Annotated in this window: 15 protein-coding genes, 1 tRNA gene and 1 pseudogene; 9 read left to right on the top strand and 8 right to left on the bottom strand. The window is 69.1% G+C overall.

What is annotated here, in order from left to right:
- Nucleotides 1-42: 42 nt before the first annotated feature.
- The 4 genes from nadC to DJ81_RS13795 all read right to left on the bottom strand — a co-directional run bounded on the left by nadC (nucleotide 43) and on the right by DJ81_RS13795 (nucleotide 5532).
- Nucleotides 43-870 (bottom strand): carboxylating nicotinate-nucleotide diphosphorylase, encoded by an 828-nt coding sequence (nadC, locus tag DJ81_RS13780; protein ID WP_094590172.1) that lies wholly within the window; start codon nucleotides 868-870, stop codon nucleotides 43-45.
- The gene (locus DJ81_RS13785; protein WP_094590174.1) at nucleotides 864-2531 is read right to left on the bottom strand and encodes an L-aspartate oxidase; all 1668 of its coding nucleotides are present in this window, start codon (nucleotides 2529-2531) and stop codon (nucleotides 864-866) included. Before DJ81_RS13785 ends, nadC begins: the two co-directional genes overlap by 7 nt.
- Nucleotides 2528-3661 carry a quinolinate synthase NadA gene (gene nadA / locus DJ81_RS13790; RefSeq protein WP_094522603.1) on the bottom strand — a complete coding sequence of 378 codons (1134 nt, stop codon included), beginning with the start codon at nucleotides 3659-3661 and terminating at the stop codon, nucleotides 2528-2530. The genes DJ81_RS13785 and nadA overlap by 4 nt, the downstream gene beginning before the upstream one ends.
- A 293-nt stretch (nucleotides 3662-3954) precedes the next feature.
- Complete coding sequence (locus DJ81_RS13795; protein WP_094527498.1) at nucleotides 3955-5532, bottom strand: amidohydrolase; 1578 nt, start codon at nucleotides 5530-5532, stop codon at nucleotides 3955-3957.
- Between the two features lie 81 nt (nucleotides 5533-5613).
- Here DJ81_RS13795 and DJ81_RS13800 point away from each other — a divergent pair, with 81 nt between their 5' ends.
- Nucleotides 5614-6063 carry a universal stress protein gene (locus DJ81_RS13800; RefSeq protein ID WP_094522599.1) on the top strand — a complete coding sequence of 150 codons (450 nt, stop codon included), beginning with the start codon at nucleotides 5614-5616 and terminating at the stop codon, nucleotides 6061-6063.
- 78 nt (nucleotides 6064-6141) lie between these two features.
- Here DJ81_RS13800 and DJ81_RS13805 read toward each other — a convergent pair whose 3' ends face one another.
- Both DJ81_RS13805 and DJ81_RS13810 read right to left on the bottom strand, forming a co-directional pair.
- Nucleotides 6142-6372, bottom strand: a complete 231-nt coding sequence (locus DJ81_RS13805; RefSeq protein ID WP_094522597.1) for a hypothetical protein — start codon at nucleotides 6370-6372, stop codon at nucleotides 6142-6144.
- A gap of 86 nt (nucleotides 6373-6458) precedes the next feature.
- Complete coding sequence (locus tag DJ81_RS13810; RefSeq protein ID WP_094522595.1) at nucleotides 6459-7856, bottom strand: APC family permease; 1398 nt, start codon at nucleotides 7854-7856, stop codon at nucleotides 6459-6461.
- Between the two features lie 250 nt (nucleotides 7857-8106).
- Between DJ81_RS13810 and DJ81_RS13815 the strand changes: the two genes are divergently transcribed.
- Entirely contained in the window at nucleotides 8107-8463 is a 357-nt protein-coding gene (locus DJ81_RS13815) for a hypothetical protein (RefSeq protein ID WP_141212590.1), read from the top strand.
- Nucleotides 8464-8539: 76 nt separating this feature from the next.
- Here DJ81_RS13815 and DJ81_RS13820 read toward each other — a convergent pair whose 3' ends face one another.
- Entirely contained in the window at nucleotides 8540-9493 is a 954-nt protein-coding gene (locus DJ81_RS13820) for an alpha/beta hydrolase (protein WP_094527497.1), read from the bottom strand.
- Nucleotides 9494-9542: 49 nt separating this feature from the next.
- Between DJ81_RS13820 and DJ81_RS13825 the strand changes: the two genes are divergently transcribed.
- Entirely contained in the window at nucleotides 9543-10979 is a 1437-nt protein-coding gene (locus DJ81_RS13825; protein WP_094527496.1) for a DEAD/DEAH box helicase family protein, read from the top strand.
- Nucleotides 10980-11260: 281 nt separating this feature from the next.
- Entirely contained in the window at nucleotides 11261-11464 is a 204-nt protein-coding gene (locus DJ81_RS13830; RefSeq protein ID WP_094522587.1) for a hypothetical protein, read from the top strand.
- A 65-nt stretch (nucleotides 11465-11529) separates the two neighbouring features.
- On the opposite strand, the gene udk is transcribed toward DJ81_RS13830, so the two are convergent.
- Entirely contained in the window at nucleotides 11530-12228 is a 699-nt protein-coding gene (gene udk, locus DJ81_RS13835; RefSeq protein WP_094522585.1) for a uridine kinase, read from the bottom strand.
- Nucleotides 12229-12465: 237 nt separating this feature from the next.
- Between udk and DJ81_RS13840 the strand changes: the two genes are divergently transcribed.
- The 5 genes and pseudogenes from DJ81_RS13840 (at nucleotide 12466) to DJ81_RS13860 (ending at nucleotide 16793) form a co-directional block, all read left to right on the top strand.
- Complete coding sequence (locus tag DJ81_RS13840; protein ID WP_094590176.1) at nucleotides 12466-13095, top strand: cyclic nucleotide-binding/CBS domain-containing protein; 630 nt, start codon at nucleotides 12466-12468, stop codon at nucleotides 13093-13095.
- A gap of 96 nt (nucleotides 13096-13191) precedes the next feature.
- Nucleotides 13192-13725, top strand: coding sequence for a GNAT family N-acetyltransferase (locus tag DJ81_RS13845; RefSeq protein ID WP_094527495.1), 534 nt, complete (start codon nucleotides 13192-13194; stop codon nucleotides 13723-13725).
- A 68-nt stretch (nucleotides 13726-13793) separates the two neighbouring features.
- Nucleotides 13794-13867, top strand: a tRNA-Thr gene (locus DJ81_RS13850).
- 65 nt (nucleotides 13868-13932) lie between these two features.
- Nucleotides 13933-14665, top strand: a pseudogene (locus tag DJ81_RS13855) (IS1595 family transposase); the annotation flags it as partial.
- A gap of 373 nt (nucleotides 14666-15038) precedes the next feature.
- A complete protein-coding gene (locus tag DJ81_RS13860) occupies nucleotides 15039-16793 on the top strand; it encodes a serine protease (protein ID WP_094590178.1) in 1755 nt (584 codons plus the stop codon).
- The last annotated feature ends 89 nt before the right edge of the window (nucleotides 16794-16882 follow it).

The following is a 16882-nucleotide window of genomic DNA, read 5'->3' on the forward strand; positions in this document are numbered from 1 at the left end:
ACTACATGATTAATAACTACTGTTTTCTGGCAGGGCTTGCGGCTACGTCGGACTCGCGTCCCCGTCGGTTCGAAACGAGTAGTCCAGCGCGGGCGCGCTGTGGGTGAGCGCTCCGAGCGACACGACGTCGACACCGGTCGTCGCGTATTCCCCGATGTCGTCGAGTCCGATCCCGCCGCTTGCCTCAGTGAGGACGCCCTCCGGGACGCGATCGACGGCCCGCCGCATCGTCGCCGGGCTCATGTTGTCGAGGAGAACGACGTCGGCCCCCGCGTCGGCGGCGCGAGCCGCCGTCTGAGGCGACTCGGCCTCGACTTCCACGTTCGTGGCGAACGAGGACCGTTCGCGGAACCGCTCTACCGCGGTTTCCAAGCCCAGCTCGGCGATGTGATTGTCCTTCACCATGACCATATGCGACAGATCGAGTCGGTGGGTGTCGCCGCCGCCGGCCGCGACCGCTCGCTTCTCGACGCCGCGGAGCCCGGGCGTGGTCTTTCGGGTCGCCGCCACCGTCGGCGGGTCGTCGGTCGCCGCTCTCGCGAGGCGAACCGCCTCGCTGGTTCGCGTGGCGACGCCCGAGGCGTGACCGGCGACGTTGACCGCGACCCGCTCCGCGCGGAGAACTCCCCGAGCCGGCCCGGAGACCGACAAGACGGCCTCGCCTGCCGCCACGCCGGCGCCTGACTCGACGAGCGGCTCGGCGTCGACGCCCGAGGTCTCAAACACGGACGCGGCCGCCTCGATCCCCGCCGCCACGCCGGCTTCCGTGGCGACGAGACGACCGGCCGCCTCCCCCGGCACGTCGTTCGTCACGTCGTGGTGGCCGAGATCCTCCCGCAGCCACGACTCGATCGTCGCCTCGGTCAACACCCTTCGTCACCCCCTCGCGGACCGCGGACCCCGGTCGACCCCGACCGACCGCCGTCGGATCTCGGGGCCCCATCGGTTTCGGCGACGCCGCCGTCGACCAGACGGTGACACCCCGCCGAGGGCGACTCGGCGGCGTCGCGCGCGATGAGCAGTCCGCAGACCACGGCGTTTCGCAGCTCCGAGAGCTCTCGGCTACGGCGCGTCCGCGCGTACGCGTCGACCTCGCCCTTCAGTCGACGCAGCGAGGCCGCCGCGTTCCGGACCCCCGAGCGGGTCCGCTCGACGCCCAATCGCTCGTCCATCGTTCGGCGGAGCCGATCGAACTTCGCCGCCTCGAACGACGTCGGCAACTCCGGGTCGTCGGACGGCAGGTCGGGGACTGAGAGAGCCGCTCCCGGTGGGTCGCTCTCGGCCGCGGCCGTCTCGCCGGCACGAAGTCCCCAGACGAGCCCCTCCAGCAGGCCCGTGGAGGCCAACCGGTTGGCGCCGTGGACGCCGGTCCGCGAACACTCGCCGACGGCGAACAGCCGGTCGATCGAGGCCCGTCCGCGCTCGTCGACCGCCACGCCGCCACAGAGGAAGTGTTGCGCCGGCGCGACGGGGATCCCGGTAGACGGGTCGAGGCCGCGCTCGGCGCACATCGACGCCAAGTCCGGGAACCGGTCCGCGAAGCCGATCCCGTCGACGTCGAGGACGACGGATCCGGTCTCTCGGCGTTCGTCCGCGACCGCGCGTGCGACGACGTCGCGCGGCGCGAGTTCGGCGTCCTCGTGGACCGCCGGCATGAACCGCTCGCCGTCCGCGTTGCGGAGGACGGCGCCGGCCCCTCTGACGGCCTCGCTCACGAGGAACGGATCGGCGTCGCCGTCGACGTCAGCGGCCTCGGCGGCCTCGCCCCCGGGAAACGCCGTGGGGTGGAACTGGACGTACGCCGCGTCCGCGACCGTCGCGCCCGCGAGCGCCGCCATGGCGATCCCGTCGCCGGTCGCTCCGTCCGGGTTCGTCGACGTGCCGTAGCAGGCGCCGATACCACCGGTGGCGAGGACCGTCGAGCCGGCCGCGACCGTTCCCGTTTCACCGCCGCGTTCGAGCAGCGCGCCGTCGACGCCCGCGCCGTTGCCGAGCAGGTCGAGGACCGCCGTGTCCTGCAGCAGACGGACCCCGGCGAGCCCGTCGAGGTAGTCGAGAAACGGCGGGAGGAGGTGCGCTCCGGTCGAGGCGTCGACGTGAACGATCCGGTCCGCGGAGTGACCCCCCTCGCGACAGCGGGCGAGCGCGTCGAGACGCGCGTCGGCGGGGTCCGCGGTCCCGGTCCGGTCCTCCGCGCGGTCGAACGGGACGCCGAGCGTGTCAACGAGCACGTCGGCGACCGCGTCCCGACTCTCGCTCACGAGCGCCTCGACCGCTTCCGGGTCCGCCTCGCCGTCTGCGGCCGCGAGGACGTCGCGTCGGAACGACGCCGAGTCCTCGGTGGCGACCGCCACGCCGCCCTGCGCCCAGTACGTGTTGGCGTCGGCCGGGCGGCTCGCCTTGGTCACCACCGTCACCTCGGCGCCGGTCCGGGCCGCGGCCAGCGCCGCCGCGCACCCGGCGACGCCGGCGCCGACCACCAGGACGTCCGTCCGTGCGCCGTTCGGCGGCGCGGTCGCCGCCCCGGTCATAGCTCCAGCATGCGGTCGAGCGCGGTCGCCGCCGACTCCCGCTCGGCCGACGCGACCTCGATCACGTTCCGCTCGCGTCCCGCGACGAGCTCTTCGAGGATCCAGAGCAGATAGTTCGGGTCGATCTGGCGCATCGCGTTGCAGTCCATGCAGGCGTCGCCGCAGAGCGGAACCACTTCGACTTCCGGGTGCCACCGGTCGAGGTGCTTCGCGAGGTGGATTTCCGTCCCGATGGCGACCGTCTCGCCCGGGTCGGCGGACGCGACGGTCTCTCGGATCGTCGCCGTCGAGCCGACGGTGTCCGCGGCCTCGACGACCTCGTGGCGGCACTCCGGGTGGACGACGACCTCGGCGTCGGGGTGCGCCTCGCGGACCTCGTCGACGTGGCGCGGCCGGAAGCGCTCGTGGACCTGGCAGTACCCCTCCCAGAGGATCACGTCGCTGTCGGCGACGGCGTCGGCGTCCTGTCCCGCCGGGTCCCACGGGTCCCAGACGGTCGTCGAGTCGTCGAGCCCGAGGTCGACGGCGGTGTTGAACCCGAGGTGCTTGTCCGGGAGGAACAGCACCGCGTCGCCCCGGTCGAGGGCCCACTCGAAGGCGTCCGCGGCGTTCGAAGAGGTGCAAACGAGACCCCCGTGGTCCGCGCAGAACGCCTTCAGGTCGGCGTACGAGTTCATGTACGTCACGGGGACGACTTCCCTGTCGCCCGCCGCCGCGGTCAGCTCCTTCCACGCGGCGTCGACCTGTAACGCCTCGGCCATGCCGGCCATCGGGCAGGAGGCCTCCATCGACGGCAGGTGGACCGTCTGATCCTCGTCGGTGACGATATCGGCCGACTCGGCCATGAACGTCACGCCGCCGAAGACGACGTTACTCGCGTCCGTCTCGGCCGCTCGCGTCGAGAGCTGATACGAGTCGCCGACGAAGTCCGCGTTCTCGACGATTTCCTCGCGCTGGTAGTTGTGGCCGAGGACGACGACGTCATCGCCGAGCGCGTCGCGCGCGGCGTCGAGCCTGGACGCCCGCTCGTCGGGCCCGAGTTTCCGGTACTCCGCCGGAAGCGGTTCGAGCCCGTCGTATTTGAAGAGACTCAGCTCCGTATCGATGTCTGTTGATTCGAGTGTTGGCATTCGATCGTTCTCTCTGCGAAGTATCAGATTCAATGGCTCGTTTTGTATAAATTTTTTCTTCAAATTGGCCGTCAACGGTTTCGATTCCTTCGTCGTGGGTTTCGTGAGGAACAACCTTCGAACGAGGGCGTCGCCGCTCGCGGGCGGAGCGGCGTCGCTCACGAACGGGCCGCCGTCCGCGACGACGAGTCCGCCCGTCGCGTCCCGCGCGCTCAGCAGTCACCGCGGAGCAGAACGAGATCGGACCGGGGACCGCGCCGCGACCGCCGTCTGGCGTCGGGCCGGTCGTCAGTTCAGCGCCCGTCGTACACGACCTCGCCGTCGACGACCGTCATCGCGACGCCGACGTCTCGGATCGCGTCCGACGCCTCCCACGGCGACGCGTCGAGCGCGACGAGGTCGGCGCGCTTGCCGACCGCGACCGTGCCGAGCCGGTCCTCGTCGAAGCCAGCGTAGGCCGCGCCGCGGGTGTACGCGCGCAGCGCCTCGGTCACCGTCAGCCGCTGCGCCTCCGCGGGGGCGTTGACCGCGTGGTGGACGCCGAGGAGGGGGTCCATCGGCATCCCGTCCGAACCGAACGCGAGGGCCACGCCGGCGTCGAGCATGTCGCGGTAGCGGTTCGTCTCGGCGGTCCGTTCCGGCCCGAGTCGGGTCTCGTAGAGCCCGTCCTCGCCCGCCCACTTGAGGAAGTTCGGCTGGACGCTGGCGACGACACCCGACGCCGCGAGCCGGTCGATCGCCTCGTCGTCGGCGAGTTCGACGTGCTCGATCCGGTGGCGCGCCTCGCCGGGGTCGGTCTCGGAGGCACCCTCGTAGGCGTCGAGGACGGCGTCGACCGCCTCGTCGCCGATGGCGTGGGCGGTGAACTGGTAGCCGGCCGCGGTCGCCGCGGCCACCGTCTCGGACAGCTCCGGGGGGTCGACGACCCACTGCCCGGTCTCGTCCGGGGCGTCCGCGTACGGCTCCGAGAGTCGAGCGGTCCGGCCGCCGAAGCTCCCGTCCGTGTACGACTTGATCGCGCCCGCCCGGACCGTGTCGCTCCCGTCGTTCGTTCCGAGGCCGACCTCGCGGAGCGCGTCGAGGTGGTCGCTCCAGTAGTTGATCCGGACGCGCGCGGTCAGTTCGTCCTCGGCCTCCAGATCGCGGTAGGCCCGCGGCGCGTGGGAGTTCCGCACCATGTCGTGGAAGCCGGTGATCCCCTTCGCGGCGCAGTCGGCGAGCGCGGCCTCGACGATCTCCCGGGTCTCGGCCGGTCCGGGCTCGATCGCCTCGTAGATCGGGTCGATAGCGCTCTCTAACAGGACGCCGGTCGGCTCTCCGTCCGCGTCGGTCGGCACCGTCTCGTCGGGGGCCGCGGCGAGCGCGTCGGCGAACCGGTCGAGGGCGACCCCGTTGACCGCGGCGACGTGCATGTCCTCGCGGAACGCGGCCACGGGTCGCTCCGTCGAGACGCGGTCGAGGTCCGCCCGCGTCAGGTAGCGGTCCTCCGCCCACGTCGACTCGTCGTAGCCGTAGCCGAGGACGGGGTCGGCGGGGGCGTCGGAGCCGGACTCCGCCTCCACCTCGGCCGCCCGTTCCGCCAGCAGGTCGACCGCCTCGTCCGGGGAGTCGGCGGCCGAGAGGTCCGCGTGGACGAGGTAGCGCCCGACCGTCGTCAGGTGGGTGTGCGCGTCGACGAAGCCCGGGAGGAGGACGCGCCCGCCGAGGTCGACGACGTCGGTGTCGACCCCTTCGAGGAACTCGACCTCGCGGGTGCTGCCGAGGCGAACGATCGCCCCGTCGCGGACCGCGACCGCCTCGTGGGTCTCGTCGGGCGCCGCGAGCGTGTGGACCTCTCCGTTCACGAACAGTCGATCCGCGGCCGCTGTCATGGAGAGTTCGGCGGGTGGCAGCGTGTTAACCGTTCGGGAAACGGCGACCAATTTATTCGATGACGCCGCGAATCGCCGCGTATGTACGACCGCATCCTACTCCCCACGGACGGCAGCGAGGGCGTCGACCGCGCGATCGACCACGCCGTCGACGCCGCTGACCGATACGACGCGACCTTGCACGTGCTGTACGTCGTCGACAGCGACGTGATCAACGCCTACTCCGGCGACGAGTTCGTCGACGGCTCGGAAGGCGCCGAGGAGACGCTAGAGGAGCGCGGTCGCCAGGCGCTCGACGAGGTGGCGGCCCACGCCGGCGACGCCGGCGTCGACGTCGTCACCGACTTGGTGTACGGCGTCCCCCACGAGGAGATCCTCCGGTACGCCGACAGGGAGGACATCGACCTGACGGTGATGGGCTCGAAGACGCGCTCCGGCGACTACCGGCGGATGCTCGGCTCCGTCACCGAGCGCGTCTCGCGTCGGTCGACCGCCCCGGTCAGCATCGTGAAGACGACGGTCGAGGAGTGAGGCGACCCCGACGACACCGGCGGAAGGCGACGAGTCTCGAGCCGGCGACGCCGCGGCCCCTCCGACGCGGCCGTCACGCTACCCGGTAAGCGGGAGGAGGATCCCGAACACGAACGGTGAGAGAAGCGCGACCGCCGTCCCGAGGAACTCCAGATCGAGCAGCAGGGTCTCCTCCCATCCGGGTACCTGCAGCCCGCCCGCGTGGATGATCGCCTTCCCGACCGCGCCGGTCAGGAACAGACAGACTCCGAGCAGCACACTCCGCTTGGTGGCTTTCGAGTAGTCCAACTCACCGTAGCGTCCCGCCATGTCACTCGCTCGGACGGTCTACTAACGATTCCCATTTCGACGGGTTCGGGCCGGGCAACGGCGAGCGCCCCGCTCGTCGCGACCCCTCACTCCTCTTCCCGTTTCGAGACGGCCGCGGCCTCGTCCAACGGTTCCGACGCGTCCGGTTCGCGGTCGAAGTACGTCCCCAGCGCGCCGGTACGGTCGGTTCGCGAGCGTGCGTACGCGAGATACCAGACGGCACTTCCCGCGCTGATCCCGACGGCGCCGACGACGGAAATCAGCCCCATCTGGGCGATCAACAGAACGCCGCCGATCACGCCGAGGACCTGTACCACGGGGTAGCCGGGAGAGCGGAACTCCGGGTCGTAGAAATCGCCGCCGACCTCCCGGAAGACGATCACGGAGACGTTCTCCAAGGAGAACACGAGGATGAGAAAGGCGCTAGCCAGCTTCGCGAGGTCCACGACCGGGACGAAGGCGATGAGCGTGAGCAACACCCCACCGGTCACGAGCACGGCGTTCACCGGCGTCAGAAACCGTGGACTGATCCGCCCGATCCGCTCGGGCAGTAGCGAATCACGGCTCATCGCGAGGAGGAACCGCGACGTCCCCAAGACGCCCGCGTTCGCCATGCTGGTGAGTGCAAGCACGGCGGTGACGGCGACGACCGTCACGCCCGCACCTCCGAACACTCGCTCGGCGCCGTCGGCCATCGGGGTCAGGGAGGTGCCGCCGGTCGGACCACCGTGAACGAGGGTATCTGCCGGGACGACGCCGACGATTACGCCCACGACGGCGGTGTAAACGGCCAACATCACCCCGATAGAGATGAGCATCGCGCGCGGGATGTTCCGTCCGGGGTCGCTGATCTCCTCCGCGACGGAGGCGACTTCCCCGATCCCGGCGTACGAGACGAAGACGAAGGCGGTGGCAGTGGCGATCCCACCGAGTCCGTGGCTGACGAACGGCGAATACTGAACCGGGTTCGAGAGCCCGACTCCGCCGACGACGTATGCGCCGAGCACGAGGACGACGAGGCTCACGAGGACGCCCTGCACCTGACCGCTCTTTTCTGTCCCGAACATGTTGAGTAGAATAACGACTCCACCGAGGCCGAGCGCGACCGCCTTCACGAGGGTCGCCGGGACGTTCACGAGTAGCAGCAGGTACGCACCGAGGCCGACAAGCGCGAACGCGCTCTTGAACACGAGCGAAAACCAGACACCGATACCCGCGACCGTGCCGAACAGCGGGCCCATGGCGCGATCGATGTAGAGATACGTACCGCCGTCTTCCGGCATCGCCGTCGCCATCTCCGCCTTCGAGAGTGCGTTCGGAAGGACGATCAGCCCGGCCAACAGGTAGGCGACGATGACCGCCGGCCCCGCCTTCTTAAATCCGACCGCGGGGAGCACGAAGATCCCGCCACCGATCATCGCGCCCATGCTCAGCGTCACCGCCGAGTACAGGCCGAGGTCCCGTTTCAGGTCTCCTTCGCTCATTACGCCATCTCCATTTTGCAAAGGGTTATTTCTTCGGTATCCTCAACAGAGAGACGGTTTTTTCGGTAAAAAGCAATACAGTAATATTTTTGTGGTTTCGGCGACGATTCGACACCTGTGGATCGTTTCGCTCGCTCCCCGGACGCCGCGCCCGCGCCCCGAGCGAGACGAGACGCTACGGGCCTCGCGGTCGGACGGCGGTGTTCACATGTTCATCAATCATCTGAGAGCGGACGAACGGACGACGCTCGTGGAAGAGGCACTCCGGCTGTCCGTGGAGGTCGGCGTCGAAGGGGCCGCGGTGTTCGGCGGCGGTCTCCTGCTGTACTTCGTCGTCGGGGGACTCCTAACGAACGCGATACGACCGAGGACACCGTACCCCCTGTTCTCGATCCAGTCCGACCCGGTGCTCCTCTCTCTCGGGGCGTTGGTCGGCGCTTTCACCGTGCAAGCCGCCGGCTCGCTGCTCTTGTATCGGTTCTACGTCGGGGACGAAGACGGGTCGGCCGCGTCGATCGCATTGGGTCTCGTCGCGTTGGGGGCCGGCGGTGGACTCCTCCAGATGACACTGCCGGCGGCTTGGGAACTGCTGATCCCCCTCGTCTGACCCCGGCGGCCACCGACCGGCCGACGGCCTCTCCCGGGGTCCCCGGGCGTCCTCGGTCTCCCAGCGACCGCGTACGTCACAGTCTCGCTTCGACGTCGCCGGCGACGGCCGACAGCGCTTCCTCCGCGACGGCGACGCGGTCCGAGAGACTGCAGAACCCGTGGGCCATCGCCGGGTAGTGGCGGTGCTCGACCGGCGTCCCCTCACCGTCGAACCGCTCCGCGAGCGCCGCCCCGTCGTCCCGGAGGGGATCGAACCCGGCGGTGACGACGGTCGCGGGCGGAAGCCCGCCGAGGTCGCCCGCGCGGAGGGGCACCGCGAACGGGTTGTGCGCGTCCACGGGGCTCCGGAGGTACCGGTCGTAGAACCACCGCATGTCCGCGCGGGTGAGCAAGGGGCCGTCGGCGTTCTCGCGGTACGAGTCGGTCTCGAAGTCGTCGCCCGCGATCGGGTAGAGGAGGAACTGGCCGGCGACGTCGACGGCGCTGTCGCCCAGTTCCCGACGGTGCAGACAGGCCGCGAGCGCGAGCGTCGCCCCGGCGCTGGTGCCGGAGACGCCGAGCCGGTCGGGGTCGCCGCCGACCGCCGCCGCGTTGTCCGCGACCCACTCCACGGCCGCGGCCGCCTCGTCGACGGCGACGGGGAAGGGGTGTTCGGGCGCGAGCCGGTAGTCGACGGAGACGACGACCGCCCCCGTGCGAGTCGCCAGCTCGCGACACGGACCGTCGATGGAGTCGAGGGTGCCGAGCGTCCAGCCCCCGCCGTGGAAGTGGACGAGGGTGCGGGCGGGCGGCGTCGATCCGTCGAGGGCCGCCTCGGGTCGGTACACCCGCACCGGCAGTTCGCCGTGGGGACCGTCGAACGCGAGGTCCCTGACGTCGGCGACGGCGGGCTCCGGGTCGCCGGAGAACACCTCGTCCTCGACGCGCCTCGCGGCGCCGACGGAGAGGGCGTGCCACTCGGGGAGCCCGAGCGCCTCGATCTCGTCGACGACGGCCGCCAGTTCGGGGTCGAGTTCGTCCGCGCGCATGGCGGACGGAGGCGGTGCCCCTTTGTAAGTCGGTCGGCAACGTCAGGCGATGAACGTCCGGCTGACCTACGAGGACGGGACGATTCGGGTCGACGCCGGAGACTCGGCCGGGGGCGCCTCGGAGGAGTCGACGGACGACGAAGCCGGATCGACCGACTGCGAGCCCCTCGCGTCGCTCCCGCCGCTCCCGGGCGTCGAGGCCGACCCGCGCTCGGGGACCGGCCGCGCACCGGCCTACCGCTACGCCGCGATCCGCCGCGCGCTGGAGGTCGCCGGCGCGAGCGTCGAGGACCACGTGCTGGACGCGAGCGACCGGGCCGCGCGGGAGGCGGGGCTCCCGGACGCGCTCGCGACCGACTACGACCTGCGGGAGTACCAGCGCGAGGCGCTCGACGCGTGGCGCGACGCGGGCGACCGCGGCGTGCTCGAGCTCCCGACCGGGGCGGGAAAAACCGTGATCGCGATCCGCGCGACGGTCGAACTCGGCGTCCCGACGCTCGTCGTCGTTCCCACGGTCGACCTCCTCGACCAGTGGCAGCGCGAGCTCGAGCGCGAGTTCGACGTGCCGATCGGGCGGTTCGGCGGCGGCGAGCAGCGTCGGGAGGCGATCACGGTGTCGACGTACGACTCGGCGTACCTGAAGGCCGGCGGCGTCGGCGACGCCTTCGAGCTGGTCGTCTTCGACGAGGTCCACCACCTCGGCGGCGAGGGGTACCGCGACGTCGCCCGGCTGCTCGCGGCGCCCGCGCGCCTCGGGTTGACGGCGACCTTCGAGCGCCCGGACGGCGCCCACGAGACGGTCGCGGAGCTGATCGGTGACCGCGTCTACGCGCTCGACGTCGACGACCTCGCTGGCGACCACCTCGCGCCGTACGACATCCGCCGGATCGAGGTGGAGCTGACGCCCGAGGAGCGCGAGCGCTACGACGAGAAGCAGGGCGCGTTCGTCGAGTACGTCCGCGAGGCGGGGATCACCTTCTCCAGCGGGAGCGACTACCGGGAACTGGTCAAGCGTTCCGGCAACGACCCCGCGGCCCGCGAGGCCCTCCTCGCGAAACAGGACGCCCGCGAGATCATGATGAACGCCGACCGGAAGGTCGACCGGTTGGAGTCGATCCTCGACCGGCACCGCGACGACCGCGTGATCGTCTTCACCGCCCACACCGACCTCGTCTACCGGCTCTCGGAGCGGTTCCTACTTCCGGCGATCACCGCGGAGACGGGGGCGAAGGAGCGACGGGAGATCTTGGAGCGCTTCCGCGAGGGGACCTACGGCCGCGTCGTCGCCGCGAACGTGCTCGACGAGGGGGTCGACGTGCCGGACGCGAACGTCGCGGTCGTCCTCTCCGGGTCGGGCAGCGAACGGGAGTTCACCCAGCGGCTCGGGCGGGTGTTGCGGCCCAAAGAGGACGGCGGGCGGGCGATACTCTACGAGGTCGTCAGCGCGGAGACCGCGGAGGAACGGGTGGCGAGCCGGCGGCGCTGAACGGCGAACGTCCGAGAGATCATATTTGCATCGACCCGAGCGACCGCGGCGGTTGCTTATAAACGGTCGGTGGCGCGTGCCTGCGAGGCCGCCTCGCGGCCGAGTGGCACGCGCGAGGTCGCCCCCGCGAGCCACGACGCGTGTCCCTTTCACGAGCCATTCTTCGGCTTTCGTAGGCGGCTCACTCATCGAAGCCCGTCCACTATCGTGATTGCGAGTCGCTCGGCGCTACCGCCCCGTCGACCCTGTCGTTTGTCACTGTCGAGAAAAAAACGGCACGCATGGGCAGCGACGGTCTCATCGAGCTCGATCAGGAGTGTTGGATTGCGTTCGCGAAGTACAATCTGTTGCTGGCAACGGCGTTCGGTATTCTCGCCGTGGGCGCCCGGACAATACTGGCGGACAACGTCTTGCTGATCGTCGAAAACGGAGCGCTCGCGCTGTTGTTCGGCGCCATCCAGACGTACGCCTGGCTCTCGTCCTGACGCGTTTCGGCTCCGGCGACCACTCAAAAATGACGAGCTACCGGGATCCGACGGCTCCCGTCGATTCAGTCGTCGCCGTTCATGTCGAGCGAGCGCTTCTCGCCGAGCTCCTCCTCCAAGCTCCCGCGCTCCCAGCTCCGAACGGCGTCGCCCTCGACCTCGGCGCGGAGCTTCTCCTCTAAGAGGTTCACGGCGACGCTGTTGGCCCCCTCCGGGATGATCACGTCGGCGTGCTTCTTCGACGGCTCGATGAACTGCTCGTGCATCGGCTTCACCGTCGAGAGGTACTGGTCGATGACGCCCTCCAGGTCGCGGCCGCGATCGATGACGTCCCGGCGGATCCGGCGCAGGATCCGGACGTCGGCGTCGGTCTCGACGAACAGCCGCAGGTCCATCATGTCGTTTATCTCCTCGTCGTACAACGCGAGGATCCCCTCCAGCACGATGACGTCGGTGGGTTCGACCGTCACGCGCTCCGCCTTCCGGTTGTGGATCTCGAAGTCGTACTGCGGCATCTGCACGGACTGGCCCTCCAGCAGCGCTTCGAGGTGCTCGCGGAGGAGCTCCCACTCGAACGCCGACGGGTGGTCGTAGTTGACGGACTGTCGCTCCTCGAAGTCGAGGTGCGAGAGGTCCTCGTAGTAGTTGTCCAACGGGATGCGGGTGACGCTGTCGCCGAGGTCGCGGGTGACGAGCCGGGAGACGGTCGTCTTCCCCGCGCCGGTCCCTCCCGCGATCCCGATCACGAACGAGGGAATGGTCATGTGCTGGCTCGAACGCCGGAGGGTTTGAACCCTCCTCTTCGGTTCGCGGCCACGAGCCGAGCGAGGCGTCAAGCGCGTCGCGAACTGGCGCCAGGTGCGTCGCGATCCGGAGTCGAGCGCGTCGCGGCGACGGGACGAGGGAACCGTCGTTTTCAGTGCCGATCGGCTGGCTACGGTCGGAACGGATATAACGATACCGGGGGCAGCTTTTAGCCGTTTGCGTGGGATCCACGGTCCATGCGAACAGACACCACGGTTCGTGACGTGATGCATCGCGAGTTCCTCGGCGTGAGCGAGTCCGACGGCCTGACCGACGCGGCGGCGCTGATGGTCGAGGAGGAGACCGACTGCCTCGTCGTCGTTCGCGGCGGCGAGCCAGTCGGACGGCTCGGCTCTCGGGACGCGCTCGGTGCGCTCCTCGACGCCGACGTCCAGAGCGAGGGAGACGCAGGCGGTCCCACGGTCGGGTCGGTGATGGGACCGCCCCTTCCGACGGTGACGCCGGACGACTCGCTCGCGGCAGTCGAGGAGCGCCTCGTCTCCGAGGGGGCCGACCGCGTCGTGGCGGTCGAGGGCGGCGAGGCGGTCGGCGTCGTCACCGCCGGCGACGCGCTCGCCGCGGGCGCACCGCGGACCGGCGACGGGGCTCGCGAGGCCGCAGTCGCCGACGAGTCGCTCCACGGAACGCGGCGCGGCGACGAGGGGATGCTCGGCTCGGACGGCGGCGTCGACTCGACGAGCGATGCCGCCGCGACGGACGCGTCGGGATCGGCGACGCAGGGCGTCTGCGAGAGCTGCGGGGCGCTCGTCCCGGACCTGGTGACCGCCAACGGGCAGGCCATCTGTCCGGAGTGCCGCGAGGTGTGAGCCGTCCGACCGGCTCTCTTCCCGTCGTCCCGACCGGCGGCCGCGACCGGATCGCGTCGGTACCCTCATCCCGCGGCGCGCCGAACGAGCGAACGAATGTCAGACGACGAGCGCCCGACGGTCGCGCCGGCGACGGTCGACGACGTGGACGACGTCACCGACCTGTGGGTCGCGCTGGCGGAGGACCAGCGAAGCCACGGCTCCACGCTGCTCGCCGAGCCGAACCGCACAGCGGTGCGCGAGTGGGTCGCGCGTTCCGTCGTCACCGGTGAACTGCTCGTCGCTCGCGACGGCGACCTCGACGGCGCCCCGGTCGGCTTCGTCGGCTTCTCGATCGACCGCGAGGGCTACGAGCGCGACCGCGTCCGCGGAACGGTGAGCAACCTGTTCGTGGTCTCCGAACGCCGCGGCGAGGGTATCGGCGCCGACCTCCTCGACGCCGCCGAGCGCGCGCTGGCGGCGGCGGGCGCCGAAACGGTCGCGCTGGAGGCGCTCGCCGACAACGACCGGGCCCGCGCGTTTTACGACAGTCGCGGGTACGACCTCCACCGCGTCGAGCTGACGAAGTCGCTGTCGGAGCGGGTCGGCGACGAGTCCGACGCCGGGGGGTCCGCGGGCGGAACCGAGTGACCGCGGACGAACGTCAGGCTCGCCGAAAGCGACACGCACTCATAGGAGGCCCGAGTACGCCAATCCGCGCCAGGGGAGCATGGGCGGTTCATGCACTCGACTTGTAATCGAGACTTCCGGGGTTCAAATCCCTGCCCTGGCTTGCTCGCTCTTCCGTAAACTGGTGTTACCAGAAAAATTAGTGCCTCTATTCGGGCAGAATCGGATATACAAACGAACCGCCCCGCTTTCGGCCAGAGGCCAGCGGAACTCGCGGAACATGGCGTAATAGAATTTCGGCCCGAGAGGCTCGACGCTATTATCGAGCGGCGTCTCAAGAAGATCTGGTGAGAACGCTCTTTTTCACCTGCGGCGCAGAGAGCCTCCACGCCCGCGACGGCTCCGACCGTATCTGGTGTGGCCGCTGTGACTGGAAAGCCACGTCCACCCGCCTGACGATCATTCTACGATTCGGAACTCATCCTCGGTGAGCTCCTCAACGCCTTCATTCTCCACGCTAACACACTGCTAAACATAACCCGGGCGGCCCTCCTCTCACCGTGTTACACGACACTTCACGACCAACTCAGCGAGTTCGAAACGCGTTCTGTCGGGGATTTCCGACTGTCTGGGAAATGCGCTCCCAGACAGTCGATGGGCCAACACAGGTCAAAGAAACACACCAGGTGTGTGCCGGATTTGAATACAAAGACCAGCCGCGGTCGAGTCCATGCCGCGGCGGGTCGTCAGAGGGCGGACGCACCCGCTGGACAGAGGATCAGGGAGAGGACTGACGCTCGTCGCGGCAGGCCGCGACGTGCTTCGGGTGGTGTCAGCTCAGGAGGGAAGCGACCACGAGGGCGATCTCGGGCCAGTTATTGAGGAGGTCGACGACTTCTCTCAACTGCTGGGAGAGGTCCGGACCGACGGACTGCCGGCCTCCCGAGGCATGGAGCATGAAGTCTGCGCCAACGCCGTCGCGCCCGATCACTTCGTGACCGGGCGGATCGACCGGCTGGTCGAGGAGTCGGTCGCGACGGGCGCGTGCGACACCCGCGAAGCGGCCCGCGAGGCATCGGGTGGGGCGTCACGTCGGGTCGGCCCGCGACACCGTGCCTGCTCTTGACACTTGTATCACGCCGTGTACACTGAAGACGTCGTGAACGGTGTAGCTCCCGAAACATGATACTGGCCCAACAAAAATCCGTAGACACCCTCATCTGACGGGGAGACCGTGGGGGACGGTCGGGTGGGGGCACCGACCGAACAGTCGCTCGGTTCGTCCCGACCGGCGCCCGACCGAGCCCGAACCAGCGATCCGTCGATACCTGACAATGGCAACACCGTCAGATCACGACCACGAACACGACAACGATGGCACAGGCCGTTGGGACTTCCCGCCGCTCTACCCGTCCCCCGTTGAGGAACCGCCAGTTGGGGAAATCCCGGACGAGGGGCTCCCCGAGGATCCAACGGATCACGAGGCGTTCATGGACTGGGTCGAGAGCCAGTGTGACACGACGAACGATAAACAACCCGTCGAACAGTACGACGGGACGCTGGGCGTCTCGAAGTCGTTCGTCGACAACCACGAGTCACCCGTCGGCCTCATCCAATGGAACGACGACCTTGACCAGCGGTATTCGGACCCCGGCAGGTTCGCGGGCGATCGTTGGTGCACCGGGACGCTGGTCGCCGACGATCTGTTTCTGACGGCGGGGCACTGTTTCGACTCCGCCCCGGGCGTGCCGGTGAAAGGTGGCCAGCGGATCCGTCCCCACGAAATCGCGACGAACATGCACGTCGACTTCAATTACCAAGTCGACCCGTCGGGGAACCTCAGGCAGGAACAGCAGTTCGACATCGTCGAGCTCGTCGAACGCGACAGGGGCGGACTCGACTACGCAGTGGTCAGGCTCTCGGGGACGCCCGGCAACCGGTTCGGGTCGGCGACGCTTGCTACCTCGCCCGTCCAGCAGGGCGATTCCCTCTGCATTATCCAGCATCCAAGGGGTCGCCCGAAGAAGATCGAAGCCGGGACGGCGACGCACGTCCATACGAGTTCGACCTCGGGACAGCTTGGGGAGGACTACTTCGGGTACGGTGACATCGACACGCTCCGCGGCAGTTCCGGGTCGGGGGTCCTCCGGGAATCCGACGGCGCCATCGTCGGCGTCCACACCAACGGCGGCTGCCGCGCCGGACGCGGGGGTCACAACCACGGAGTGAAGATCGGTCCGATTCTCAACGAGTCGGACGTTCTTACCGCGTTCTCATTGAAGAACCCGATCGAGGGGAAGATTCCCCTCAGCGAAAAGAACTTCCCATCCGAGAAGATGAAATTCACCGACGAGGGGGTCGGCGGGAACAAATTCCTCAACGATCCGCCGGTAGGGACCGGCGGCCGAGGGACGGTCAAACACGTCGACGACCGAAAGGCGACCGGGCTGGACAAACCGCCCGGCGACCCCGCCGGCCAAGGTGGGGGTGTCGGTGGCGACGTTCCCGGGGCTGGTGGCGGTCTTGAGTACACCCCAACGCGACCGTACATCCCAGAAAAAAACAAGTTCACCGACGAACCGGGCGGTACGCTCCCATTCCGCGACACGCCGATCGGCGGCGGCGACGGCGGCACCTCCCCGTACATCGACCGTCGAAAGGCGACCGGGCTAGACAAGCAGTTCGACGACATGGGGCTGGGACAGATGCCGTTCAGCCCGATTCAGCAACAGGGGCAGAGGCAACCGCAGGGATACGGATACGGCTTCGGGCACGCCGGAGGGAGCAAAGCCGGCGGCGGAGAGCGTCCGTTCGTCCTCCAGACGCCACATCACGTGGGCCGAGGTTCCGGCGCCGACCTGCAGGGGACGGGACAGGGCCAGGGTCAGGGTCAACCCCACGGCCACGGCGGGACCGACCGGACGGCTGGCGGCGGAGGTGGGGAGCTGCAGTCAACCTACGAACAGCTCCTGAGCGACATGCAGCAGTTTCTCCAGCAACAACAGACGCAACTGCAGGCCATCAACGACCAGTACCGTCAGTTGGCCGCCGAGTACCAGCAATTCCTCTCGCAGGGGTCCCAGCGGTGACGCCCGCTCGCAACCGCCCCGACCGACGGGTCGCGTCATCGGTCGGTGACGCCGGGCGGGCGCGGCGGAACGGCCCGGCCCCGACCGGA

The sequence above is a fragment of the Halorubrum sp. Hd13 genome, assembly GCF_002252755.1.
Classification (GTDB): Archaea; Halobacteriota; Halobacteria; order Halobacteriales; family Haloferacaceae; genus Halorubrum.